Source organism: Acinetobacter sp. TGL-Y2 (assembly GCF_001612555.1).
Classification (GTDB): domain Bacteria; phylum Pseudomonadota; class Gammaproteobacteria; order Pseudomonadales; family Moraxellaceae; genus Acinetobacter.
Map to the genome: position 1 here is coordinate 2,565,281 of NZ_CP015110.1, position 24,404 is coordinate 2,589,684.

Sequence of the window (24,404 nt, forward strand, 5' to 3'; positions counted from 1 at the left end):
CAACGTTGAATCAATTCTCGATGAAGTCTTTATGTATGCCGCATTAGAAAATACGATTTTGATCTTTAGTCTCTTGCGGTAATTGTGCTGCAATTTTCTCCGCAATCGCCATATAACTTTCAGCAGCATCATCACCTGCAATGACAGAAGGTTTGCCAGCATCGGCATGCTCACGAATTTGTGCATTGAGCGGTAGACGACCGAGTAATGGAATATCATATTGTTCAGAGATTTTGTCTCCTCCCCCTGTACCAAAGATTTGTTCCTCATGACCGCAGTTTGAACAAATGTGCGTTGACATGTTTTCAATCACGCCCATCACGGGAATGCCCACACGATTAAACAATTCAATACCCTTAACAGCATCAAGTAATGCAACGTTTTGCGGCGTGGTTACAATCACAGCTCCCGTCACTGGAATACGTTGTGCCAACGTCAGCTGAATATCCCCTGTGCCCGGCGGCATATCAATCATTAACACATCAAGGTCAGGCCATAAGGTTTGATTGAACAGTTGCATCAGTGCGCCCGTTGCTTTTGGTCCACGCCATGCAACAGGGGTATTGTTATCACCTGTTAAATGTCCAATTGAGAGAACCGCCATACCATATGCTTCAATTGGGACAAACTGTTCAGCCTCAATCATGGGTGTGCGCCCAGCATTGCCGAGCATGGTCGGAATACTTGGACCATAAATGTCTGCATCTAGTACTCCCACTTTCAAACCTTGTTTTTGAAGTGCAAGAGCAAGGTTCACAGTAGTGGTCGATTTACCTACACCACCTTTACCCGAAGACACCAAAACCACATGTTTAATCCGAGGATGTTTAGGCACATCTCGCTGCTGTGGTGCGGCTTTTCGAATAGGTGGATTATTTGGATCAGGCTCTTCTACCTTCACTGCAGTAGGTGCGGTAGTTGCAGATGCATCCACTACAGGAGGTAAATGTGGTTTTTCTGATCCTACTTGCGCTTGAGGTTCCGTTACGCAACTTTCCCCTGCAGCATGCTGATGACCACAACCACCTGTCGTACTTTTGCTTGATTTTTGACCCGTTTTCTGCTGTATGACATGCATGTTGAGTTCTTGAATACCAAAGGGCTCTAAAGCATCTGCTAAATCATCATGGATTTTTTGCAAATCGTTTGCTTCTGACGGCGATGTGTTGATCGTAATTTGTAATACACGACCTTCAACGTTGACTTGAGTAATTCGATCTTTGAGTGCGTCGTTGGAATTTGGCAATAAATAGCTTTGCAAAATGCTTTGGACTTCTTCTTCATTCACTTCTTGAGCAGGTGAAAACACAGATTTTAGGGAAGAAAGCCACGACATAATTTTGCTCCAAAACCAACATACAGTTTAAACCGTTCGTTTAACGGCTCTTTGACACAGTTTAAATCAACTTGCAGCTTAAATCTCGAATGGATTCATTAATCCGAGCAAAAAGGTTGGTTTAGTTGAGTCTTTTCAGAATTAAAACTCAGCAATCTTCTAGCGCGATGAAATCAACCATTGGGACGTATGCATATCAAAAGCTCAATGTTATGACCTATGCCAATGATATTATTCAATTTTTTATTCCACCACAGTGTTTTAAGATCAAGGCGCAACATTAAAGGGCAACAAAAAGCCAGTTAAGACACGCAGCGATATTCATCTGGCGATGAAATAAAAAATAAAGTGGATAATAAGTGTCCGTATGAAATGTGAAAAAGGAGCGATTTTTCAATCACTCCTTTTGAGTTTTATCATTCAACTTAAGCCTGTTTATTATTCAACTTAAGTCTAAATGGTAAAATAAAGTCTAACAGCTCAAGCATTAAGCTTTGTCATTGCCTTTGAATTTGTTTAATGTTTCTGTTGCCTTCTTCTTCAAATCATCAAATTTTTCTGTGGCTTGAACTTTAAGCTCATCGAGTTTCACCGAAGCATCATGTTTAAGCTCAGTGGCTTTAAGCTTTGCCTCATCCAATTTTTGACTGGCTTCAGTTTTTAAATGATCAAATTTCTCATGTGCTTGGTCTTTCAAGTCAGCGGCCTTGATCTTTGCCTCATCGACTTTGGTCTTTGCTTGATCGACTTTGTCTTCTGTTGCAGCTTTGTTTTCCGCGTGCTTAGCTTCAGTGTCTCGTTTTAACTCATCTAGCTTTTTCTCGCCTTCAAGCTTGGCTTCCTTAGCCGAATGTTTTAAATCATTCAACGCTTTTTCACCACCGAGTTTTGCTTCTTGTGTTTTATGCTTAATGTCGTCACCGAGTTCTGATGCTTTGTTCTTCACGTCGTTCTTTAAGTCATTTAATGGTTTATCGTTTGTCATTATTTTGCCCTCAGCGCTAGTTATATTGTCTAACAATATGTACACAGTACAGTGATTTTTAAAGATGAAGTGCAAAACTATCAATTAGACACAATTGAGCTACAGAACGTAGCGTTATGGATAAAAGCTGAAACGAAATTTTTATTTTCCAAAAAAAAAGAAGTGAACTTAGTGGTCTCACTTCATTTTTTCTCTTATTTTATGACTTGCGTCATACCATTACTTTCTTAAGGTACTCATAAAGCTGATCGCAGAGAACAACCAAATAAACAAAACAAAGCTTCGTTCTTGAGTGAAATGATTCACATCTGTACCATGCAAAATATTATGGCGCGTCATAGTTACCGTTGAGCTACTGTCCATTTTGTAAGCCGCAATTTCTGCAAAATAACGATTCAGCTCAGAGGCAATTTTGGCTTTATGCCACAAGCTTTTAATTTCATTGCCTTTCAAACCCGGTACAATTTTATAAACATCGACAAACTTGGTGTCGTTTTGCTTTAAATACTCTTGCGCAATTAAAACGTCGGTCAGCAAACCTTCTAACTGACCGTATAAAAGTGGAATACAGCCTGCAAAATAATGGTGCTCGTACAGTTTAAATGCTTCTTGAAGGACTACACGGCGCTGGGCTTTATGCTCACCAATTTCTAAGGCATCAAAAGCCGTCAAAAGTTGTGCTTGGAAGTAATCTGTATTGATCAAATCTAATAGGTTAAAGCGGTTTAAATCTGCTTCATTTTGCTCAATCAACTTCCAAAAATGCATAAAATTTAATGCATCATTGGCAACTTTGGCATCGGTCGGTTGATCCAGCTCCTCCATCAACACTTTAAAATAAGGTTCATTCTGAGAAAATGCATTTAAAGTTTTGATCACATAACCATGCTCGGTGGCATTTAAGCTGTTTAAATAGTCATTGGCTTCCGCCAAGATCATTTTACCCAGTGGCTTAACATGCTGATGCTGCGGAATACGGGTCACTTCACGATCAAATTCATCTTCCTCAAATTTATCTGCTTTAAAATCATCAAAATTGTCATTGATCATGGCTGCTTACTCATCTACATCATTTTAGCTTAGTATTATCGCTGTTAATGCGTGTTGAATATATAAAAATTTAGTTTTAAACAGAATTCAGCTATTCCGTTGTGCATCTGTCATGCAAGTCATGTAAAATCATTCACCTTGCATAAAAGACGAATGAGAGAGTTATATCCGTGCGTAATATCTTAGTCACTAACGCCCTTCCATACGCCAATGGTCCTATCCATATGGGTCACTTACTCGGTTATATCCAAGCAGATATTTGGGTTCGTGCCATGCGTGCAATGGGTCATGACGTGACTTATGTCTGCGCGGATGATGCTCACGGTACGGCGATTATGCTGCGTGCTGAAGCCAACGGTATTTCACCAGAAGCGCAAATCGCTAATGTACAAAAAGAACATATTCGTGATTTTGACGGTTTTGGTGTTCATTTTGATCATTATGACTCGACCAATAGCGAAGAAAATAAAAATCGCTCACAAGAGATTTATATCAAAAACCGTGAAGCAGGCAATATTGCAGTTCGCCCTGTTACCCAGTTATTTGATCCTGAAAAAAGCATGTTCTTATCGGATCGTTTTATTAAAGGCACCTGCCCGAAATGTAAAGCTGAAGATCAGTACGGCGACTCATGCGAAGTATGTGGTGCAACTTACAATGCCACCGAATTGTTGAATCCTAAATCGACTTTAAGCGGTGCTGCACCTGTAGAGAAATCTTCAGATCACTACTTCTTTAAACTGCCTAACTTTGGTGAATATCTACAAAAATGGACCCGTGACGAAGGTCGCCTGCCTGTGTCGATTGCGAACAAGTTAGATGAATGGTTTGAAGCTGGTTTAAATGATTGGGACATCTCCCGTGATGCGCCTTATTTCGGTTTTGAAATTCCAGATGCACCAAACAAATACTTCTACGTTTGGGTCGATGCGCCTATAGGCTATATGTCGAGTTTTGAAAACTATATTAAAACCAAACGTCCAGAACTGAGCTTTGATGATTTCTGGAAAAAAGACTCGAAGAACGAGGTCTATCACTTCATTGGGAAAGACATCGTGTATTTCCATGCATTGTTCTGGCCTGCAATGCTTGAAGGTGCCAACTACCGTACGCCATCTGGTTTATTCGTCAATGGTTTCTTGACGGTGAATGGTCAGAAGATGTCGAAGTCTCGCGGTACATTCATCAAAGCAGAAACGTATTTAGAGCATTTAAACCCAGAATATTTACGTTACTATTTTGCATCTAAACTTTCTGACAAAGTTGAAGATTCTGACTTAAATCTTGATGATTTCGTTCAGAAAGTAAATTCGGACTTGGTGGGTAAAGTGGTGAACATTGCCAGTCGTTGTGCAAAATTCATCAACACTAAGTTTGATAACAAGTTAAGTGCTACTTGTGCAGAACCAGAACTCGTACAAAGCTTTATTGATGCGGGTAGCTCGATCGCCGCTCAATATGAAGCACGTGAATTCTCTGCTGCGATTCGTGAAATAATGTCTTTGGCGGATAAAGCCAACCAATATATTGATGAGAAAAAGCCTTGGGCTTTAGCAAAAATTGAAGGCGAAGAACAACAAGTGCATGACGTGTGCTCTGTTGGGATTAACTTGTTCCGTCAATTGGCAATTTACCTTGCGCCTGTATTGCCAACGCTTGCCGGGCAAGTTCAAGACTTCTTACAGTTAGACAGCTTTAACTTTGAATCTCGTAAGCAAATCTTAATCGGTCATGAAATTGCATTGTTCCAACCACTCATGCAACGTGTTGATCCGAAAGCTATGGCTGCGATGGTGGATGCATCTAAAGACTCTTTAGCTGCGCCTGCTGAAGCACCAAAAGCGGAAAAGAAAAAAGAGAAAGTTAAAGATAAGAAACCTGAACCTAAAGTCGGTGAAGCTGAGATCATCACGATTGAAGACTTTATGAAAATCGACCTGCGTGTCGCTGAAGTTCTTGAGGCTGCAACGGTTGAAGGTTCTGATAAACTTTTACAACTCACTTTAAATGTAGGTGAAGCTGAACCACGTAACGTATTTAGCGGTATTCGTGAGTTCTATGAGCCTCAAGACCTTAAAGGTAAATTGGTGGTGATGGTGGCAAACCTTGCACCACGTAAGATGCGTTTTGGGATCTCTAACGGTATGGTTTTAGCTGCGGGTAATGGTGACGGCGTTTGGGTGATTTCACCTGAATCTGGTGCTAAACCGGGTGATAAAGTTTCTTAAGATTTAGATTTTAGATCTTAGATTAGCACTTGAAGTGCAACACCATGTTCTTGGAGTAATACCTGACTCGGACTTTTAAATCCGAGTCTTTTTCTTGGGCGATGATTCAAACGCTTAGTAATCTCTGAAATATATTCATCCGTGTAGTTATTTAGATCACTTCCTTTTCTGATGTATTGCCTGATCAGACCATTCGTATTCTCATTTGTGCCTCTCTGCCATGCACTGTAAGGATCTGCAAAGTAGAATTCTATTTCCAGTTCATTCGCGATTTGTTCATGTAGGCTAAATTCCTTGCCATTATCAGCAGTAATCGTCTTTAACTTCTCTTTGATTGGAGCCAGCAAGTCAACAGTGGCTTCACAAACCGCCTGACTCTTGCGAGTGCTACATTTCTTTAACCAAAGATAGCCTGTTTTCCTATCTACAATTGAAACTAAAGACTGCTGCTGATTTTTGCCCACAATCGTATCTATTTCTAAATCACCAAAACGTGATCGCTTCTCAATGATGTGTGGCCTATCGTGAATGCTTTTACGGTTACTGAGCATCCCACGAGTTTCTGGTTGTCCATACTTTCTTTTTCGTTGATTTCTAAAACGTAAATGAAGATAAAGACTGCCTCCTTTGAGTTTATCTTGCTGAATATATCGATAGATTGAATGCATACTGATAGCTACGTGAGAAGCGATTTGTTCGGGACTCCATTGCAAAGCAAGATAGCTTTCGATCTGTTGCAATAGGGAGGAACTTACAGTTCTATGATTCGAGATATGGCGTCTTTTAGCCAGTTTATGAGCATGTTTAGCAAAGTAGCCATTTCTATTACGATTACGTTTGATCTCTCTACAAATTGTAGAGGGAGCACGAGCCAATCTGAGGGCAATATGACGCGTAGAAAAACCTTCGCGTAGTAATGTATAAATCTGATATCTTTCTTCTTGGGTAAGATGAGTATAGTTCATGATGCAACTTTGACTTTGGTCGGTCTGGAAGCAGAATGCTATCTCATTTTACTTCCTACCTAAAATTAATCTCTGTTGCACTTCGTTTGAGAATCTAAGGATAATAAAAAGCCCCTCAAGTGAGGGGCTTTTTATTATCTCTGAGGAGTTAATGTATTCTGTGCAAAGTTTGGAGATCGAGGCCCATACAGCAAACCTTTTTGCTGACTTAAACGCGGTGAATACAATAAATGACTGACTGTACCCGACAACACATAAGCTTTATCACTTAAATGATTCGAGATTTGGTCAACCAAAGCACCCACTAACATACCGACTAGACCAGCATTGTTATTGCCATTGGAAAGCACTTGTTTTTCAGTACCTTCCCAAAGTAGTTCACCAGTTTTTAAATCAACTAACTTCGCTTCGACAGCAACCGTTGCAACCGTTTGAATAACTTGATACTTCGAACCGTATTCTTTCACTTTTATATACAAGGCAGCATCAGCACCAAAAATCTCTTGCAGTTTTTTTGGACTAACCGTTTGTGCATCTGCTCCATTATAAACACCATTTTCTTTGAACATGGTATCTACAACAGTAATTGGAAACACGTAGTAACCTGCTTCTGCAACAGGCATTATCACAGTCGACCAGCAACTATTGGTTGCACGAGTATCAGGTGACTCATTCACAGGTGGCATCACCAAAATAGATTTTGGCATGTTTGCAGTATAGGTACTTAAGTCACGTGTATTTTTAGGTGTCGCAGCACAACCTGTTAATAAACCCACAACAGTAACCATTGCAAATAAAGTTTTTAAATTCTTCATTTTTGCGCTCCTGTTGAGGTTTGACCTGTCATTTTGTGCAATAAACGATCCATCAACACGGTCGATTCAGGATAGACCTGACGCTCAAGCTCAAAATATTGAATCGCACGCGGAGCATCATTCATATTTAAGTATTGCAGACCCAAATGTGCATAAAGTCCCGGCGGAACCGCCAAGTTTTTAGCCTTTGCTTTTTCAACATCTTTTTCAAGTTTTAACACTTGATCTTGCGGCATCGCTTTCTCAGGTAAACTTAATGATAAATAAGTTTGCTGTGGAAACGCCCCCCAACTGTACAAAGGCTTTGGAGCAGTTGCACAACCCACTAAACTTAGCGAAATAAGTCCACTAATTATTAGAAAAATAGATTTCACAGAATAATCCTATTACTTGTTTGACCATTTACCAGTTTGTAAATCAAGTACAAGATTATTAACTGCTTCACGTACAGCTAAATCTAAAACTTTACCATTTAGCGTTGAGTCATAAGAAGCGGTAGAACCAAATCCCAATACTTCACGCTCGCTTAACGCATACTCTCCAGCACCTTGCACAGAATGTACAATCTCAGCAGTTTTTACATCAACAATGTTTAAGTTGACTTTAGCGTAAGCAATTTGAGTTTTTCCACGACCCAATACACCAAACAGTTGATGATCACCGACTTCTTTACGACCAAACTCAGATACATCACCTGTTAATACAAAACGAGCACCCTTAATCGATTGCGCTGATTTGCTGAAACCTGATTCTTGTTGAAGTTCCGATAGGTTATCTCGGTTTAAAACCGAAAAATAACCTGTTTGTTGAAGATGCGTTTCTAGAATCGTTTTTGCCTGACCACCTAAACGATCAACATTGTCTGAGAAAATACCACGCATATAGCTTGAACGATTGTCGAATTTACCAATCGATACCGGTGTTTTGACCCCTGTATATTTAACAGTCGCGGTTGCTGCTGTCACTTGAGGAGCTTGGATAGTTCTTGATGTCTCAGTCGTTGTACATGCTGATAATATTAAACTTGTAGAAAAGACAGCTAGTAATTGATTTTTCATTTTCACTCAGTTTCATAATTACATTATAATTAAACATAATAATAACAATCCACGTCAGCAAAATAAATTAATTATTCGAATTAATTTTAAACGCTCAAATATTATCAACGCCGATCAATAAACTCCAAATACCCTCTACCCTCAGCCTTCTGCCCTTTAAACTCACCAATCCATTGATACGAAGAAACATAACCCGCAGCCAAACCATAACAATACGGCGTGTCCACCACAGCAAGAATATCTAAGACGATCTCCCCCTCATGATGCACCAACCAACGAAACGACTGCGGTACTTCCATGGCATGACCATCAGGCGTCATCAAAGGCTGTACTTTTAAAGCGATCACTTCAAAGTCAGCTTGCTCATACTGAGTCGACGTACCATCCACATGACGATACGACACGGCGGTATATGCAGGCTCACCCGCAAAACCAATAAATGCTAAAACCAACTGCTCTTCAGCATTCAAATTAATCACCTGATAACTAAATGAGTTTAAAGGCAAGCGAAATTGAGCCGGTACAAATGCTTTGGGTAGCATAGACACAGCGAAAGCCTTCCAATGCTCAAGCGTACACAAACCCGATATTGAAATGGTTTTGCCTTGCTGCATCAGCGTGCCTTCATACTGCATCAATACACTAAAATGGTGATACAACGAACTATGCGCAAACCACGTCAGCGCTTTAGTTGGAGTTAAGGTCAGATCAACTTTTAAATCTTCCAAGTTAGAGACAAGGCGATAATTGCCATCTTCCCCATATAAAGCAGAGTCTTCAGCAAAATCGATCCGAAATGGTGACTGCTGGAACTTTAATTGATGCTCAATGTCATAAATTTTATACGCATCTTTTGTTTGAGACAGCGCTGTACCATGCACCAAAGTTGCTGTATTTTCAGGCGCTAAACTCGTCAGCTTTGGCGAAACTTGGGTGATCTTGGCGCCAACATCGCCAATCACGGAAGCATAGGACAAATAACGATAAGGCTCAGGCAAGTCAGGAATCATAATTCCATAATGAGTACTGGCAAATTGAGCATGAAACACGTGCGCATCAAAATTATAATCACGTGACAGAGAGGCCTGCCGATGTGCAGGCACAGCGCCCAATAACTTGGTACCCAATTGCCCAAGACGGTATTTTATTTTTTGTTGTGCAGTTCTGTTTGACGGTGTACTGCTTAAAAGTGAATGCATGTATTGCTCAGGGAGAATGAGATACTTATACAGTACTTATATGATGATTTGATGTTCATAGCCAATCAGGACTTGAGAATGTGATTAGGGGTCATACTCTAGTTTTTGTAGGACAATTTTTTTAAGTTAGAACATTTAAATCAGAACAGATTTTTAAATGGATGCACTTTTTCTGATCTAAGAAACCAGTCACAAGCATTTGAAACGAGCTGGTTTTATTTCATTTTTTTAATTTGAAGAGCGATGATTGCATAAGGCGTATTCCATGCCACTGACTTGGTAACGCTTATTTCATAACGTTCATTTCATATTACTTATTTCATACCAAAGATCAGCTTTAAACCCAGCACCGTCATCACTACACCTGCACCACGATCAAATACCGCTTTAAACTTGAGATAAACACGGCGTGGTTTTTCTGCAGACAATGCCACAGCAACCAATGAGCACCATCCAGCATCAATAAAGAAGCATAACAATGGCAATACGAAGTAATAATAGGTCGGAATGTCTTTGGGTAACAAGGCAGTAAAAATACTAGCCAAGACAATCGCAATTTTAGGATTTGCCAATTGCGTGATTAAACCCGTGGTGAATGCACGACGAAAAGACATTTGCGATGATACAGCTTGATCCACTTCAATCGGCTCTTTAGCATGTTTAATGATTTTATAGGCAAGCCATAAGAGGTATAGACCACCGCATATCTTTAACGCTAAATACGCTGAAGGCACAGCCAGCAATAAAGCCTGTAAGCCCAGTACTGCAAGTAGTCCAAATATCGCAGCGCCAGTACCTGTACCAAATGCGGTATATAAACCATGCTTACGCGAAATCGCAATTGAATTTTTAGCCACATAAATAGAGGTCGGCCCAGGACTCATCGCACCTAACATGAGGGCAAATGCAATTGATCCTAAAATCCAAAATGATTCCACCGCGACACCATAACCCGATTTGATTCTGGCAATTCTATAGATTTAAAAATTGAATATCTCGCTATATTTCAATTCATTTTTACAATTTTACCGAGTATTTCACTAAAAATTGATTGAATCGCCTATTCATTCAATGCATGATCAATGAATTACAGCATTTTTAGATTAGAACTTTGAGATTAGAACAAAGATGAAATTAGCCGAAGCTTTATTGCTCCGTAGTGACCTTCAAACCAAATTGGCATCCTTACAACAACGTATTAATAACAATGTGTTAATTCAAGAGGGTGACCAACCCAGTGAAGATGCCAATGCATTGATTCAAGAAGCATTCGCAGTCAATCAACAATTGCATCAACTGATTCAGCGGATTCATTTCACAAATACACAGGCAAAATCGATTGAAGGAAATGATTTACTGACGGTACTGAATCAACGAGATTTGCTCACCCAGCAACATCGTGTATTACAGCAAGCGATTGATAGCTCTCGACGTGAAAATGGTCGTTATAGCTCCAGTGAAATCCGTTGGGTGAAAACCATTTCGGTTGCGGACTTACAAAAGCAAGCCGATGCCATCAGTCAGCAACTCCGAAAAAACAACTTGGAAATTCAAGCCTCCAATTGGCAAGTTGAATTAGTATAGATCACTCAAATTCAGAGCTTATCTCTGTAACCAGTTCGGGCATATTGGGCGAGTACACAGCCTTTTATTCGTTTGTAAGGCTTTAATTCAACAAACGATTGCAGAAGTAAAACGTCTACTTCAAAAGCTTACAACGCTGACGTCGCACACTGCATCTGTTATCTTTTACAAGGTACTTTTCACGACCACGTACTGACAATATGCCCACCCTATTTTTCTCGTCTTAGTGCACAAATAATTAAAGGCAGCTAAACCATCATCATATAAAGTTTAAGGTACTGAATTCACCTGAACCGCATTCAGGGCCTGATGTGGATCTGCTAATATATAGTCATGGTCATGGACTGGCACTCCACCAATAATCATGGTTCTTAGCTCAGTTTTGGGTTTATTTAAGCTGTCTTTTGCATCACAGCCTGTAATAAACACGACAAACATCAGCATGAATATTTGTATGAGTATTCGGGATCGCTTTTGCATATTCCACCCTCTTTATTCTTTTACATCTTCAGCATAGCACCTTTGTTTGTTTTTTCACCATATTTAATCAACATGCGTGATCTTATGATTTAGATTGAATGATACAAGGTGATGAAATTGACTTATAGCCGATCCCCCATGTTCGATAGCCTTGAGTATCAATATGAAATCTTTGCTTGCCATAAATGCCTAAACCGAGTGCATGACGCTTGCCTTCTTTACGCCAAAAGTGACAGAGCTGTTGCTCAATCATTTGATTATCTGCATAGGGCTGTTTATGCGCATCTAGGGTTTGAAAATCTACTGCGTAGTTCTTTAAATGCTGACTGCCTTTTGCGCCATGTACACAATCATTGGCTTCGCGACTTCGATAAACTGACACGATTTTGTAGTGTTCAAATAGCCCATTGAGCTGTAATTTTTCAATCAACTCTAAGGTCGGCAGCAAATTTTTCCAATAGTCTTGCGGTGGCAAACTAAATCGAAACTGAGCACAGTCAGCGTTTAATGGATGCGAGTTAAAAGTCAGCTCATATAAAGTAGGTGCTTGCTTCAAATGAGATGAAAAATAACGCTGATACTGCTGTAATTTCTCTGGATCTTGCGTTTTCTTCCACTGCTCAAATTGTTCTAAATATTTTTGGTCGGAGGGCTGACTCGCCTGCTTGGAAGTATTTTCTGTATCACTTGATGATTCTGTAGTCGATTGGGGTTGGCAGGCCATGAGACTTGAGCAGGCCATAAACAGCAGTATAGTATTGATTTTATAGTGATGGATTTTACAGCTTTTGTTTTTATTATTTTTGGTCATGTTTCTCTTCAAGTCTTAATTATTTTGGAATCTGTTACGCTATTCTATACACTTCGTAGATTCTTTCTTATTACTTGATTGTATGTTTGACCAGATAGCACAGCACATCCCCTATCAACACCTCCAATATAAAAATATAACTATAACGGTCAAACGCTTAGATCGGGTGCATCCGCAGATTTCAGGCAATAAGTTTTTTAAATTGAAATACAACTTGTTGGCAGCACAGCACATGGGAAGGACTCGCTTACTGACCTTTGGTGGTGCCTATTCAAATCATATCGCAGCAACGGCATATGCAGCTCATCTGTTTGGTTTTAAGAGTGTTGGTATTATTCGCGGTGAGGAACTGGCAAACCAGCCTTTAAATGCAACATTGAGTACCGCAGAGCAGTTTGGCATGCGTTTGGTATTTGTGAGCCGTGAGGTCTATAGACAAAAGCAACAGGTAGAGTATTTAGCTGAACTACATACAGAATTTCCTGAGCATTATGTCATTCCAGAAGGTGGTACCAATGCGCTTGCGATTCAAGGCTGTAAAGAAATTTTAAGCGAGTATGATCAGGAAAACTTTGATGTGATTTGCTGTGCAGTCGGTACAGGCGGAACCATAGCGGGGATGATTGAAGCAAGTCTGCCTCATCAACACGTGCTGGGTTTTTCAGCGTTAAAGGGAGACTTTTTGCAGCAGGAGGTTGCGCAGCTTTTGATCAAGCCAAAAAGCAATTGGCGCGTGATAGATGATTATTGTCAGGGCGGTTATGCCAAAACCACGCATCAACTGATTCAATTTATTAAAGGCTTTGAGCAAACTTATGCCATTCCGCTTGAGCATATTTATACTGCAAAGCTCTTTTTTGGTCTTTTTGATTTAATTGATCAGCAGCATTTTCCTGCTTACAGCAAAATTTTAGTGATGCATACCGGTGGTTTACAAGGACGTTTAGCTTCGCTGTAGTCGATATTTAAAAAGCAGTTAAAGTTATCTATTTACGGATGTTATTGTCTATAATGCTTGGCTTTTAGTACCCGTGAGTGTGTCATGTCTTCCAATCAGTATGATGTTGTTGTTTTGGGTGCTGGTGCATCTGGTTTAATGACTGCGTATATGGCTGCTCAGCGTGGACGTAAAGTTGTTGTTTTAGAAAAAGCCAATAAAGTCGGCAAAAAAATCCTCATGTCGGGCGGCGGTAAATGTAACTTTACCAACCTGTATGTTGAACATGAAAATTTCATTTCCCATAATCCACATTTTGTGATTTCCGCCCTGACCCGTTATACCCACTGGGATTTCCTTGGTTTGGTCTGTGAACATGGGATTGCCTATGAAGAACGCAAACACGGTCAACTGTTTACCCTAAACGGCGCTAAAGAAATCTTAGCCATGCTGTTGGCAGAGTGTGAAAAAACAGGTCTGGTTGAGATCAAAACGGGCGCTGAAGTTAAAGCAGTTAATGCGGTTGCTGATCAAGGTTTTCAAGTAGCCACGTCGATCGGTTACTTTGAATGTGAATCTGTGGTGGTAGCGACAGGTGGCTTGTCTATTCCCACACTCGGCGGTTCAGGCATAGGCTATGAGATTGCAAAAAAGTTTGGCCATCATCTGTATGCGACACGTGCAGGACTAGTGCCCTTTACCTTCTCGGATGGTTTTAAAGAAGTCACTACGCGCTTAAGTGGCAATGCTGTGGATGCAACGCTGTCAAATGAACTCAATAGTTTTACAGAAGCACTGCTGTTTACTCATCGTGGTTTGAGTGGCCCAAGCTCACTACAATTGTCGAACTACTGGCAAGCAGGACAGAGCTTTAAAATTAACTTCCTGCCTTATGTCGATGTATTGGAAATTTTTAAATCTAAAAAAGCCAGTCAACCGAAAATTTTATTGCGGACTTTAATGGTTGAGCATTTGCCGAAAAGTGTGGTGCTAGAGCTACAAAACCTGATTTGGTTAGAGAGCGCAGAAATTTCACTCGGTAATATCAGCGATGAAAAACTAGAACAGATTGCCGCACGTTTACAGGCTTTTGAAGTGAAACCTTCAGGCACTGAAGGCTATCGCACCGCGGAAGTGACCTTGGGTGGTGTAGATACCACTGAAGTCTCTTCTAAAACCATGGAAAGTAAAAAGCAAAAAGGTCTGTACTTTGTCGGTGAAGTGCTTGATGTCTCTGGGCATTTAGGCGGCTTTAACTTCCAATGGGCATGGTCATCTGCGCATGCCGCATCGCAATATGTTTAAGACGATAATCTAAAACGTTTTAAGAAAGCGTCGTGTTATATCTCAATGAAGCTTAGTCTCAATAATCAGTACGAAATAAAGCGATATGTTTCGTACTGTTTATTGTCGTCACGTTGATTCGCATAAGCTGCACACACGTAGTTTTAATTAAGTCATTCAGTGACTTCAATTGAACTGATTTTAGTGTTGCTCTTAATGTCCTTAAAACTGTATACCTAATCAACACGCTCTTTTCATCTTAGATTTAGATATTATTAAAGTTTGCAGTGTTGCATTTTTCTTTCAAAATTTGATTAAAATCCCTTTTAAACCCATTTATCTACTCGAAAAAGATACAACTTATAAAAAGGTATAGCTTAGAAAATGCCTCAGGAGATAGGGATATATGCAATCCATCTTAATGGTTTGCAGTTGTTTTTTGATCTATGCGTGGTTTGTCCTGCAAGCTTTTAACAGGCTTAGGCTTTGTAAAAACGAATTTGTAGGCACTGGCCAAGAAGCCAATGGTTACCCCAGCAATGACTACAGGGGCTAAAAATTTATTTGGTGTTTTCCTGACCTGATTTTGAGATGTCTCGTGAAATACATTATTTGATTGAGCGTTTGATTGAGTATTTGATGATGAGTTGGATGGTTTATTCATTTTTATGCTCCAGTTGAAAAAGAATCATCCACCGTATAGTGGATGATTCTGGGTTAAAGATTCAAGTTATTTTGGGTCATCCTTCGGTGAATGTGAGTCAATTTCAGGCTCTGTCTCACCCGTCGATCCAAACGGATTGTTTAAAGGTTTATGCTCAGGATCTATATCCAACTGAGTCGGAGGAACATCTGTGTGAGAATATTCTTCTGAGACTGGCACAGCGTCCATCTGCTCCTGAATCGGTGCAGCCGCAGGTGCTGCGGTTGAAGCTGTTGTCGAAGTCGCTGCTGGATTTGACGCCGTTGTAGCAGTTTTCGTTACTTGTTGCGCCAGTGGATTTGGCTGGTCTGCTTCTTTTTTAGCTTTATCAATCAAATCACTGAGTAAACGCTCTGCTGGCTGACGACCACCGAGACCAAATGCCAAAGCGAATGCAATCGCGACTGCACCTAAGGTGAGACCGAAAGCCAAGTTGACGATTGAATCTGCGATGCCCATGGCACGTAAACCCATCGCAACCACTAGGCCCATAATCAAGACACGAACCAAGTTACCTAACCAACGCGAACTGTTGTTTTCACCACGCTGAACCACATTCGCCACAATATTTGCCAACCAAAAACCGATCACTAAAATCACAGCGCCCAGCAAAATATTGGCACCGAAATAGATGAACATTGCAATCAGTTCACTGATTTGTTGGAAACCTAAACGATTTGCAGCTTCAGATACAGCAAACAGCATGGTAAAGAATACAATCAGATAACCGACAATGCAGGATACTTTTGTTGTACCCAAGAAACGTTGTAGATCTAATTTGGCAGGAATCTCATCCACGCCTGTACCCGAAACCACTTCTACCACTAAATTGGCCACAAAACGTGCCACGACATAAGATAAAACTAAGATTAAACCCGCCGCAATAATATGCGGAATCGCATTCATAATTTCATACAGCATGGCAGTTGCGGGTTGAGAAATCGCGTCTACACCCAAAGCTTCAAATGCGATAATCAATGACGTAATAATGACAATGGCAAAGACAAAAGAACCCAAGACTTTGGGCAAATTTGAGCTTTTGAACAGACCAATTTTTTCAGCTTGCTGTTGTACATTTAAACTACCCAACAAACCCTCTACAATGCCGCGTACAATTTTCGCCAAAATATAACCGACGAAAATAATGATGCCCGCCATGAAGATATTCGGTAAATACCCCACTGCTTCATTCACCATATTCTGTACAGGATACAACAGACCATTGAGTCCTAAAATCGACAGTACTATCGGTAAGAATAAAAGTAGAATCAACCAATAGACTATTTCGCTTATATTTTGACTTACCGCACTGACACCGACATCTTGGCTCAGTTTTTCATCCAACTGTGTACGGCTGAGTAGTTTGGTTAGACCGACTTTGACCAAATTGGCCACGATCCAACCAATAAAAGCCACAGCAAGTGCAGCCAATAGTTGTGGAATAAACAACAAGAACTGTTGGATCATGTTACTAAATGGACCACTGATACTGGTCAAATTGAGTATGTTGAGTGCGCCAATCACAGCAATGATCATCACCACCCAAAAAACCACTCGGGACAGGATATTTTCAATATTTGAGCGATGACCTGTTGCATTAGATAATTTATTGTTTGTATTGAGTTTAGCCAATACTTTTTTAACGCCTGCTGCAATAATTAAAGCAAGGATCCAACCGACAATTAAAATAGCCACAGCGGCTAAAATAGGATGGAATTGCTCCCAATAATACATGGCATCAAAACCTCCACGAGATGGATGGTCATTGATAAAGTCATTCATATTCTCAACCCTCTTCTTATGATATTTGATTCGTTAGAATTGCCTTGGTACTGTACTGATGGTGTGATCTTGGTATTGTTATGACTGAACTCGTTTTTGATGTATTTATACACCATAGTTTTAGTATAATTTCCATTCAACCTTTAATAGCATAATAACTACATTTCATCTACATCAAGGTTTTAAGCATAAAAAAAGCCTTAGAAACTCTAAGGCTTTTCTAAAAACAGGTGCTTCGAATCACCTTTATTCATCTTTAGCGACAGCGGTTGCAGTATCTTGTGCGACTGCTTCAGTGGTATTGGCAACAGATGAATCATCGTTTGCAGTCGCTGTTGCTGTATTTGGACTATTAGATGAGGTCGCTGGAATAGATTGATCGACTGGTGGCGTATCTCGATCTGCAATCATGTAAAAAATCAATGAAGCTAGAAAAATACCCACGATAATTAAGATAAATACTGGGATTCGTTTTTTTCTATTGGTGTCTTCAGGACTATTCACATGGGGTGGCTTATTAAAATCATGTGTCATATTTCTTTCCCCCGCGTTGATATTATGATGTTTACCCTTTTTATAATAACAAGCACTTATGTTGTTTTGTGTGAATAATCATTATCCATTCGTAGCATTGCAAATTTGCTAGGTTCACTCAAAAAATGGGCTATAATATGCTCCCCGATCTTTTCGCTGTTGAACTTTATGACCTATCCTCGGCAAAGTGTCTCTTTAGATTTAGACACAGATGTCACTCATCAATGTTATTTACATAGCACTCGCGATGAGCATTTGATTGGAATTATTGAATTCAATAAACCAAGCTATATTTTGAAATGGGGTGATTTAGAATACTTCCGCAGAAAAACTGAAGAATTTTCTGTGATGCCCTTTCCTGAATGCGTGGGTGCGATGATTATTGACATTCGTAATATCGCGGCATTTTTAGACAATGAAGTGCCCATTATTCCATGGCGTTTACTGGAAGAGGATTGCCCTATTCGCTTGGTGGTTCCGCATGATCGTTTAGAGCATTATGCAGGTCTCTTTGAGCCGACTTGGCTGACCAGTGATGTTGAAACCGCGATCCAAGAAATCCGTCAATTTGTGGATATGTTTGTGCATTAACCTTTAAACACTCCAATACAGCAAAACCTCCTATTTGGAGGTTTTTTTATGATTCTTGTTCTAGATGAATTCGAGAGGTCTAAATCCTGCTTTTTAAGCTGCGATTTAGAGGGATTCAATATATCTCTTTCATCGGTCAAATGACGATCATTGATTACTATTTAAATGAGTATTGAAAGCTCCTTCTTTCTTAGGGCTAAGCAAATGATTTCGAAAAAGCAAGAGGACATCTTTGCATACCACACCTATCTAGATCTCTTCTTTTACAACTAGATCTCTTCTTTTACAAGAAGTAACTTAGGTTATGTAAGTGACGATTCGAAAGAGGATTGGTGCAAAAACTCTCAGGAAAATGCACTTAAAACCGATGCTCACCTACTTTCAAAGAGAGCAAATACCAAAGTACTTACCAGTAATTTTCAACGGCAATGTTTCCTTCGCCGCGGCGGTTCATGGTGAGTCCGCGCGCTTTTAAGGCTTCTTTGGTGTCTTCTACCATTTCTGGGTTACCACATAACATGATATGGGTGGTTTCAGCATTAAAGTTTAAGTTTGCGGCTTTTTCGAGTTCGCCATTTTCAATGAGTATAGGCAGACGATCGTGTAAGCCTGCATTGGGGTCGCGGGTAATAATCGGAATAAACTTAAAGCCGGTATGCTCTTCGCCAAAGCTTTCTGCAATCTCTTGAATCCGATCTGCATAAGCCAGTTCTGAAGCTGTGCGTACGCTATAGACCAAATGAATATGGCTATATTTCTGCCAAGTTTCAAAGTCTTGTAACATCGAAAGAAAGGGTGCTAAACCAGTGCCCGTTGCAAGTAACCAGAGATCTTGTGGCAAAGGCTGTTGATAACGTGCCAAAGTCAAAAAGCCATAAGGGGCTTTTTCTAAATAAAGTTCATCATCCACTTGCAGGTGTTGTAAATTAGAAGTGAATGCGCCGTCTGGCACTACAATCGAGAAAAACTCTAAGGTTTCGTCAAAGGGAGAAGACACCACAGAATAAGCGCGTACCACTAACTCATCCCCTACTTTTAATCCAATCCGCGCAAACTGACCTGCTGTGAACTTAAAATGAGCAGGACGCGTTAAGGTAAAACTAAATAATGTATGAGTCCAGCGATGTACAGACAACACTTTTTCTAGGCTAAATTTCTCAATTGACATAATTTCTACGTGGCACGACTGACTGCGCTCATGGTAGCATGACCGGGTAATTTATTAATATTTTTTCACATTAAGGCTTCATCCATGCGCATGACATTACGCCAACTGGCTGTTTTCGTGGCCGTAGCTCAAGAAGGCACAGTTACGAAGGCGAGCGACGCTGTTCGACTGACTCAAAGTGCTGCAAGTATGGCATTGGCAGATCTTGAAGATGGCTTAGGCGCACCGCTATTCGATCGTTTAGGCAAACGCTTACAGTTAAATGATCTTGGACGTTTTTTGCTTCCGCAAGCACTCGAAATTTTGGGTCGCTGTGAATCTTTTGAGCAAGCCGCTAAAGGTGAATTACAAAGCATTGACTTGCGTATTGGGGCGACACTCACCATTAGTGATTATCTGATGCCTGACTTAATGGCAGAGTTTTTACAAGCACAGCCTCAGGCGCATTTACAGCTTCAGGTGGGCAATACTCGCCAGATGATTGAAGCAGTCAATCAGTTTCAACTTGATTTAGCCTTAATTGAAGGTTCATGCCATTTACCTCAATTACAATCGATTCATTGGCGTGATGATGAATTGGCTGTGTGCTGTTCGCCAAACCATCCTTTGGCAAAAATCAATCGCCCAATTACGATAGACGATTTTATTGATGCTGAATGGGTCTTACGTGAAGAGGGTTCGGGCACACGCGAAGTGTTTGACAATGCCATTTTAAAAGATGTGCCAGATGCCAATATTCGTTTAACCTTGGGTCATAACGAAGCGATTTTAAAAATTGTCGCAGGGGGATTAGGTCTGTCGTGCATTTCTAAACTCGCAATTGATCCTTTACTTGAAAAAAAGCAATTGGTGATTATCAATACACCGTTCTGGCAATTGACCCGTCCATTGTACATGTTGGTGCATCGTCAAAAATACCAAGGTCCTGGCTTAAAAGCTTTTATGAAATTCTGTGATGCATAATCATAAAGCCCCTTAGAAAAGGGGCTTTTTTTAAGGTTCTGTCGCATTAAGAAATACTAGTCGCAATCATGAGTTGAACACTTCTGTTATCTAAATTTTAGACAAAAGAATCCTAGAGTATTTTGAAATTCTTTTGATAAGTTGAATTGTTCTTTCCTGATCATATGCATCAATTCTATCCCTGATAAAATAATCTTTGCAGTTCTAAACGACTTGAAACCTAGCATTGCTCTGACTCTTTTTTTAATAAACCGGTGATCTTGTTCTATTCGATTATTTAAGTATTTGTTTTGTCTGATCGTAATTGGCTTAAATCGAGTAAACCCGGTATTGAAGCTTTCGACAGCCTTTTTATTTGCTACACTTCTATCTATCGTCACTTTAATTGGGCAAGCATGTTTGCTGATCGCACTTTTAAAGAATCTACGAGCAGCCTGCAGATCACGACGTTTTGTCAGTAAGAAGTCTATCGTTTTACTGTTTGTATCGATGGCTCGATACAGATAATGCCATTTCCCTTTAATTTTAATGTAGGTTTCATCTATATGCCAAAATTGAGTAACTGGTTTTTTATATTTGGCAGCGATTTTATTGAAGACAGGGGTGACTCTGAGGATCCAACGGTGCAAAGTCGAGTGATCAACGTCAATTCCTCGTTCTGACATCATTTCTTCTAAATTTCGTAAGCTGAGAGAATAAGCCAAATACCATCGAACACATTGGGCGATCACATCAATTGGATAATGTAAGCGTTTAAACGCACCGGCAATCAACATATTTCGCTCCTATAAAATCCTATAGTAGCTAAGTTAGTCCTATGCGACAGAACCTACATTTAACACGCTCTCCTATGACAGGCTCTAGCGCCAAACTAGACAAATCATCGGCATCAAACTGAACATCAATTTCAGTATCTGTTAAAAAAATGCTGCCACGCTTGGTTTTGGCATCATAGGTTTTAAGTATGCCTTTGTAAAACATATTGATCCCCCATTTTAAATTTTTTGATTTATATTTATGACCAATTCCTCATGACAACATATTGAAAATATTAAAATAAAAAGGAGACTTAAAGTCTCCTTTTTATTTTAATCACTTTTCAGTGATTTTGTACAGATAAAATCAGAAATATCGACTCCATCACAATCTGATAACAAAATCTTAACGGGTGATAAGAATATCCATCATCAAAAGCCAGGTCCAGTCGTTTTAATTTTTTAGAAAGTTAAGCTTTTATTTTAAAAACTTCGATAATAAATCCGTGGTAATGGCTTCATTGTGCTGCAAAATTTTTCTTTGTTTGGTTTTCGCAGGATTTGGATCAAGTTTCTCAATGCGTGTAGCTTTGAGTTTTTCACCATTTTCTTCAAGTACGAATTTCACTTTATCATTTCTTTTCGGCTCTTCTTCAGCGCCTTCTGTAAAATCAGAAATATGGAAAAATACATCCTCTCCAGCCATAGAAATAAACCCGAAACCTTTCTCTGGGTTATATTTAACCACTTTACCGAATTGATATTCAAACTTCATGATCTTTGCCCTATTCTTTAAGCACTTCAATAACATTATATGAAAAAAGAGGCTCGATGCCTCCTTTTTTGCTCAAAATCTAATCTTAATCTTTTTGCACTGAACCAAAAATTTTATCGCCTGCATCGCCCAATCCTGGAATAATGTAGCCTTGTTCATTTAAACCTTGGTCAATCGACGCAGTAAACATGATGACATCTGGATGCGCGGCTTCAACACGTTTAATGCCTTCTGGTGCAGCAACCAAAACCATGACACGAATATCTTTACAGCCACTTGCTTTAAGCACATCAATGGCTGCAACTAGCGATGAACCTGTTGCAAGCATTGGATCAATGATCATGGCCAAACGGTTTTGAACATCGGGGACTAATTTTTTATAGTAAGTACGTGCTTCTAGTGTTTCTTCATCACGTTCAAGACCTAAGACAGACACTTTTGCGCTTGGAATGAGATTCAAGAAACCATCCAACATGCCAATACCTGCACGTAAAATCGGGACAACCGTTATTTTTTTGCCCGCAATGCGGTCAACAGTCACTTTACCATTCCAACCATTAATTTCATGGTCAACAATTTGCAAGTCTTTGGTTGCCTCATAAGTCAGAAGCATGGTCACTTCTTGTGCAAGTTCACGGAAATTCTTGGTGCTGATATCTGCACGGCGCAATAAACCTAATTTATGACGAATGAGCGGATGACGGATTTCTTGAATGGGCACGGGAGAACACCTAAAACATAAAAGTAAATTTTCATTATTATAAATGTTTTTTATATAAGAAATAAGAAAAGCCCTCAATCAATGAGGGCTTTTTTTGTTAATCACTATAGATTTTTTAGATTACTGCAACACAATGTGTAAAGGTGCAATCATTTGTGCTTGATTGGCGATTGCGATCACAGGATCTGGATAAATACCAATCACTAAGACTGCAAGCGCTGCAAGTAACACCATGATCCCACCCACTTTTTGGCCCCAATGCTTGTCAGCATCGATACGTGGTGTTTCAGGTGGTGTCATATACATCACAATCATTACACGCAAGTAGTAGTACAGACCAATACCCGAACCAACAATGATCATTGCTGCAAAGAACCAGTGTGCTTCAGAGACAACGGTCATCACCAGCATGAACTTACCAATGAAACCGGCAGTTAAAGGAATACCTGCCAATGACAACATCATCACGGTTAAAGTCGCAGTCAATACTGGACGACGCCAGAATAAACCACGGTAATCCGCCAGTGTTTCAGCTTCATCTGTGTTGTTGTATGGACTCGACATCAATGCTACAGCACCAAACGCACCGATGGTCGTCAATACATACGTCAGTATGTAAAGATTTACCGAGGTTAAGCTTAAGAATGACGTGGTCACCACAGCCAAAATCAAGTAACCAAAATGTGCAATAGATGAGTATGCCAAAATACGTTTAACATTGACTTGCTTCACCGCAAGTAAGTTACCCACCAAAATAGACATCACGGCAATCACGATCAAGATCGTTTTAATTGACTCAACTCCAATGACGCCAGAAGACAACAAGTAACGTACGAATACGCCAATCATGGCAACTTTAGCCACCGTCGCAAGAAATGTTGCGATTGGCGCTGGTGCACCGGCATAAACGTCAGGTGTCCATTTATGAAATGGCGCAAGTGACAATTTAAATGCAATAGCTGCAATGATTAAGCCTAAACCTAAAATACCAAATACAGTTGTGAGCTTGTCAGCGAACTGTGGAATATACGCTTGAAGCGCCATTGCCAATTGTGGATCTTGAGTCTTTGCCAATTCCCAGAACATTTCATCGACTTGACCTGCAAATGACAATGAACCGAGCACTGAGTAAACATAAGCCATACCCATCAACAACGTCGCAGAAGCGGTAGCTGAAAGTACCAAATACTTTACGCCAGCTTCTAAAGACTTAGCACGTTGATGCGTATATGCAATCAAGCCATACACAGGAATCGACATCAATTCTAAACTGATGAAGAGTGATGCAAAGTGTGAACTTGACACCATTAACATTGCCCCTGAAACAGAGATCAACATTAATAGATAAAGTTCTTCGCGGTTGTCTTTATAGCTTTCGATATAAGCATGAGACAAAGTACAGCAAGCCAAAGCAGCCAATAAAATGATGATTTGGTAGTACAGTGAAAATGCGTCAACCATAAACAAGTTCATCACGTTTGGCGAAGCTTGAGTCCCGCCAAACAAAGTGAACAAGATATTCAGTAAAGCAAGGTTTAGACCCACTACTGAAACGGTTGCAATCAAATTATGATGACGTTTAATCGCAGTCAGGATCATCACGACGATTGCTGTCAAAGCAACAATCATCACGGGAGCTAAAGGCATTAGCTCAGAAAAAGAAAGTGTGAAGTTCATGAC

The 24,404-nt window shown here is 40.0% G+C and carries 25 protein-coding genes; 6 read left to right on the top strand and 19 right to left on the bottom strand.

Annotation, left to right across the window (positions count from 1 at the left end; translation table 11 throughout):
* Positions 1-43: 43 nt before the first annotated feature.
* The 3 genes from apbC to AMD27_RS12200 all read right to left on the bottom strand — a co-directional run bounded on the left by apbC (position 44) and on the right by AMD27_RS12200 (position 3,371).
* Positions 44-1,336, bottom strand: coding sequence for an iron-sulfur cluster carrier protein ApbC (gene apbC / locus AMD27_RS12185; protein WP_067660957.1), 1,293 nt, complete (start codon positions 1,334-1,336; stop codon positions 44-46).
* Between the two features lie 487 nt (positions 1,337-1,823).
* Positions 1,824-2,321 (bottom strand): hypothetical protein, encoded by a 498-nt coding sequence (locus AMD27_RS12190; protein ID WP_067660960.1) that lies wholly within the window; start codon positions 2,319-2,321, stop codon positions 1,824-1,826.
* 219 nt (positions 2,322-2,540) lie between these two features.
* Positions 2,541-3,371, bottom strand: a complete 831-nt coding sequence (locus AMD27_RS12200) for a hypothetical protein (RefSeq protein ID WP_067660964.1) — start codon at positions 3,369-3,371, stop codon at positions 2,541-2,543.
* A 170-nt stretch (positions 3,372-3,541) separates the two neighbouring features.
* Here AMD27_RS12200 and metG point away from each other — a divergent pair, with 170 nt between their 5' ends.
* Positions 3,542-5,599 carry a methionine--tRNA ligase gene (gene metG / locus AMD27_RS12205; RefSeq protein WP_067660965.1) on the top strand — a complete coding sequence of 686 codons (2,058 nt, stop codon included), beginning with the start codon at positions 3,542-3,544 and terminating at the stop codon, positions 5,597-5,599.
* 17 nt (positions 5,600-5,616) lie between these two features.
* On the opposite strand, the gene AMD27_RS12210 is transcribed toward metG, so the two are convergent.
* The 6 genes from AMD27_RS12210 to AMD27_RS12235 form a co-directional block, all read right to left on the bottom strand.
* Positions 5,617-6,564: an IS30 family transposase gene (locus AMD27_RS12210; RefSeq protein ID WP_067656902.1), complete on the bottom strand. Its 948-nt coding sequence runs from the start codon at positions 6,562-6,564 to the stop codon at positions 5,617-5,619.
* A gap of 134 nt (positions 6,565-6,698) precedes the next feature.
* Positions 6,699-7,379 carry a DUF799 domain-containing protein gene (locus AMD27_RS12215; protein WP_067660966.1) on the bottom strand — a complete coding sequence of 227 codons (681 nt, stop codon included), beginning with the start codon at positions 7,377-7,379 and terminating at the stop codon, positions 6,699-6,701.
* Positions 7,376-7,753 carry a DUF4810 domain-containing protein gene (locus tag AMD27_RS12220; RefSeq protein WP_067660969.1) on the bottom strand — a complete coding sequence of 126 codons (378 nt, stop codon included), beginning with the start codon at positions 7,751-7,753 and terminating at the stop codon, positions 7,376-7,378. The genes AMD27_RS12215 and AMD27_RS12220 overlap by 4 nt, the downstream gene beginning before the upstream one ends.
* A gap of 12 nt (positions 7,754-7,765) precedes the next feature.
* Positions 7,766-8,437, bottom strand: coding sequence for a CsgG/HfaB family protein (locus AMD27_RS12225; RefSeq protein WP_067660972.1), 672 nt, complete (start codon positions 8,435-8,437; stop codon positions 7,766-7,768).
* A 104-nt stretch (positions 8,438-8,541) separates the two neighbouring features.
* Positions 8,542-9,636: a DUF6670 family protein gene (locus tag AMD27_RS12230; RefSeq protein WP_067660974.1), complete on the bottom strand. Its 1,095-nt coding sequence runs from the start codon at positions 9,634-9,636 to the stop codon at positions 8,542-8,544.
* Between the two features lie 314 nt (positions 9,637-9,950).
* On the bottom strand, positions 9,951-10,574 hold the full coding sequence (locus tag AMD27_RS12235; RefSeq protein ID WP_067660978.1) for a LysE family translocator: 624 nt from the start codon (positions 10,572-10,574) through the stop codon (positions 9,951-9,953).
* Positions 10,575-10,764: 190 nt separating this feature from the next.
* Between AMD27_RS12235 and AMD27_RS12240 the strand changes: the two genes are divergently transcribed.
* Positions 10,765-11,220, top strand: a complete 456-nt coding sequence (locus tag AMD27_RS12240; protein WP_067660981.1) for a DIP1984 family protein — start codon at positions 10,765-10,767, stop codon at positions 11,218-11,220.
* Positions 11,221-11,490: 270 nt separating this feature from the next.
* On the opposite strand, the gene AMD27_RS18475 is transcribed toward AMD27_RS12240, so the two are convergent.
* Entirely contained in the window at positions 11,491-11,700 is a 210-nt protein-coding gene (locus AMD27_RS18475; RefSeq protein WP_067660984.1) for an NF038215 family lipoprotein, read from the bottom strand.
* Positions 11,701-11,782: 82 nt separating this feature from the next.
* Complete coding sequence (locus AMD27_RS12250) at positions 11,783-12,511, bottom strand: D-Ala-D-Ala carboxypeptidase family metallohydrolase (RefSeq protein ID WP_067660986.1); 729 nt, start codon at positions 12,509-12,511, stop codon at positions 11,783-11,785.
* Positions 12,512-12,593: 82 nt separating this feature from the next.
* On the opposite strand from AMD27_RS12250, the gene AMD27_RS12255 reads away from it, so the two are divergent.
* Positions 12,594-13,469 carry a 1-aminocyclopropane-1-carboxylate deaminase/D-cysteine desulfhydrase gene (locus AMD27_RS12255; RefSeq protein WP_067660988.1) on the top strand — a complete coding sequence of 292 codons (876 nt, stop codon included), beginning with the start codon at positions 12,594-12,596 and terminating at the stop codon, positions 13,467-13,469.
* A gap of 84 nt (positions 13,470-13,553) precedes the next feature.
* Complete coding sequence (locus AMD27_RS12260; RefSeq protein ID WP_067660990.1) at positions 13,554-14,753, top strand: NAD(P)/FAD-dependent oxidoreductase; 1,200 nt, start codon at positions 13,554-13,556, stop codon at positions 14,751-14,753.
* Between the two features lie 397 nt (positions 14,754-15,150).
* Here the strand turns inward: AMD27_RS12260 and AMD27_RS19400 are convergent, their stop codons facing one another.
* From AMD27_RS19400 to AMD27_RS12275, 3 genes are all read right to left on the bottom strand, one after another.
* Positions 15,151-15,273: a hypothetical protein gene (locus tag AMD27_RS19400; protein ID WP_416202819.1), complete on the bottom strand. Its 123-nt coding sequence runs from the start codon at positions 15,271-15,273 to the stop codon at positions 15,151-15,153.
* Positions 15,274-15,462: 189 nt separating this feature from the next.
* Positions 15,463-17,217, bottom strand: coding sequence for a mechanosensitive ion channel (locus AMD27_RS12270; protein ID WP_067660994.1), 1,755 nt, complete (start codon positions 17,215-17,217; stop codon positions 15,463-15,465).
* 246 nt (positions 17,218-17,463) lie between these two features.
* Positions 17,464-17,751 (bottom strand): hypothetical protein, encoded by a 288-nt coding sequence (locus AMD27_RS12275; protein ID WP_067660996.1) that lies wholly within the window; start codon positions 17,749-17,751, stop codon positions 17,464-17,466.
* Positions 17,752-17,919: 168 nt separating this feature from the next.
* Here AMD27_RS12275 and AMD27_RS12280 point away from each other — a divergent pair, with 168 nt between their 5' ends.
* Positions 17,920-18,342 carry a hypothetical protein gene (locus tag AMD27_RS12280; protein ID WP_067660998.1) on the top strand — a complete coding sequence of 141 codons (423 nt, stop codon included), beginning with the start codon at positions 17,920-17,922 and terminating at the stop codon, positions 18,340-18,342.
* Positions 18,343-18,748: 406 nt separating this feature from the next.
* Here the strand turns inward: AMD27_RS12280 and AMD27_RS12285 are convergent, their stop codons facing one another.
* The gene (locus AMD27_RS12285; protein WP_067661000.1) at positions 18,749-19,510 is read right to left on the bottom strand and encodes a ferredoxin--NADP reductase; all 762 of its coding nucleotides are present in this window, start codon (positions 19,508-19,510) and stop codon (positions 18,749-18,751) included.
* Between the two features lie 84 nt (positions 19,511-19,594).
* Between AMD27_RS12285 and gigC the strand changes: the two genes are divergently transcribed.
* Positions 19,595-20,473 (top strand): LysR family transcriptional regulator GigC, encoded by an 879-nt coding sequence (gene gigC / locus AMD27_RS12290; protein WP_067661003.1) that lies wholly within the window; start codon positions 19,595-19,597, stop codon positions 20,471-20,473.
* Positions 20,474-20,559: 86 nt separating this feature from the next.
* Here the strand turns inward: gigC and AMD27_RS12295 are convergent, their stop codons facing one another.
* The 4 genes from AMD27_RS12295 to nuoN form a co-directional block, all read right to left on the bottom strand.
* Positions 20,560-21,249: an IS6 family transposase gene (locus tag AMD27_RS12295; protein ID WP_067661005.1), complete on the bottom strand. Its 690-nt coding sequence runs from the start codon at positions 21,247-21,249 to the stop codon at positions 20,560-20,562.
* Positions 21,250-21,706: 457 nt separating this feature from the next.
* The gene (locus AMD27_RS12300) at positions 21,707-22,003 is read right to left on the bottom strand and encodes a cold shock domain-containing protein (RefSeq protein ID WP_067661007.1); all 297 of its coding nucleotides are present in this window, start codon (positions 22,001-22,003) and stop codon (positions 21,707-21,709) included.
* Between the two features lie 85 nt (positions 22,004-22,088).
* The gene (upp, locus tag AMD27_RS12305; RefSeq protein ID WP_067661009.1) at positions 22,089-22,724 is read right to left on the bottom strand and encodes a uracil phosphoribosyltransferase; all 636 of its coding nucleotides are present in this window, start codon (positions 22,722-22,724) and stop codon (positions 22,089-22,091) included.
* A gap of 120 nt (positions 22,725-22,844) precedes the next feature.
* Positions 22,845-24,401, bottom strand: coding sequence for an NADH-quinone oxidoreductase subunit NuoN (nuoN, locus tag AMD27_RS12310; protein WP_067661011.1), 1,557 nt, complete (start codon positions 24,399-24,401; stop codon positions 22,845-22,847).
* Between the last annotated feature and the right edge of the window lie 3 nt (positions 24,402-24,404).

Coding starts and splice junctions, on each gene's coding strand:
- AMD27_RS12295 (WP_067661005.1), bottom strand. CDS start 21,249: ATGTTGATTGCCGGTGCGTTTAAACGCTTACATTATCCAATTGATGTG.
- AMD27_RS12225 (WP_067660972.1), bottom strand. CDS start 8,437: ATGAAAAATCAATTACTAGCTGTCTTTTCTACAAGTTTAATATTATCA.
- AMD27_RS12230 (WP_067660974.1), bottom strand. CDS start 9,636: ATGCATTCACTTTTAAGCAGTACACCGTCAAACAGAACTGCACAACAA.
- AMD27_RS12255 (WP_067660988.1), top strand. CDS start 12,594: ATGTTTGACCAGATAGCACAGCACATCCCCTATCAACACCTCCAATAT.
- gigC (WP_067661003.1), top strand. CDS start 19,595: ATGCGCATGACATTACGCCAACTGGCTGTTTTCGTGGCCGTAGCTCAA.
- AMD27_RS12280 (WP_067660998.1), top strand. CDS start 17,920: ATGACCTATCCTCGGCAAAGTGTCTCTTTAGATTTAGACACAGATGTC.
- AMD27_RS12275 (WP_067660996.1), bottom strand. CDS start 17,751: ATGACACATGATTTTAATAAGCCACCCCATGTGAATAGTCCTGAAGAC.
- AMD27_RS12285 (WP_067661000.1), bottom strand. CDS start 19,510: ATGTCAATTGAGAAATTTAGCCTAGAAAAAGTGTTGTCTGTACATCGC.
- AMD27_RS12210 (WP_067656902.1), bottom strand. CDS start 6,564: ATGAACTATACTCATCTTACCCAAGAAGAAAGATATCAGATTTATACA.
- AMD27_RS12200 (WP_067660964.1), bottom strand. CDS start 3,371: ATGATCAATGACAATTTTGATGATTTTAAAGCAGATAAATTTGAGGAA.
- AMD27_RS18475 (WP_067660984.1), bottom strand. CDS start 11,700: ATGCAAAAGCGATCCCGAATACTCATACAAATATTCATGCTGATGTTT.
- AMD27_RS12215 (WP_067660966.1), bottom strand. CDS start 7,379: ATGAAGAATTTAAAAACTTTATTTGCAATGGTTACTGTTGTGGGTTTA.
- nuoN (WP_067661011.1), bottom strand. CDS start 24,401: ATGAACTTCACACTTTCTTTTTCTGAGCTAATGCCTTTAGCTCCCGTG.
- AMD27_RS12240 (WP_067660981.1), top strand. CDS start 10,765: ATGAAATTAGCCGAAGCTTTATTGCTCCGTAGTGACCTTCAAACCAAA.
- AMD27_RS12250 (WP_067660986.1), bottom strand. CDS start 12,511: ATGACCAAAAATAATAAAAACAAAAGCTGTAAAATCCATCACTATAAA.
- AMD27_RS12270 (WP_067660994.1), bottom strand. CDS start 17,217: ATGAATGACTTTATCAATGACCATCCATCTCGTGGAGGTTTTGATGCC.
- AMD27_RS12190 (WP_067660960.1), bottom strand. CDS start 2,321: ATGACAAACGATAAACCATTAAATGACTTAAAGAACGACGTGAAGAAC.
- AMD27_RS12260 (WP_067660990.1), top strand. CDS start 13,554: ATGTCTTCCAATCAGTATGATGTTGTTGTTTTGGGTGCTGGTGCATCT.
- apbC (WP_067660957.1), bottom strand. CDS start 1,336: ATGTCGTGGCTTTCTTCCCTAAAATCTGTGTTTTCACCTGCTCAAGAA.
- AMD27_RS12300 (WP_067661007.1), bottom strand. CDS start 22,003: ATGAAGTTTGAATATCAATTCGGTAAAGTGGTTAAATATAACCCAGAG.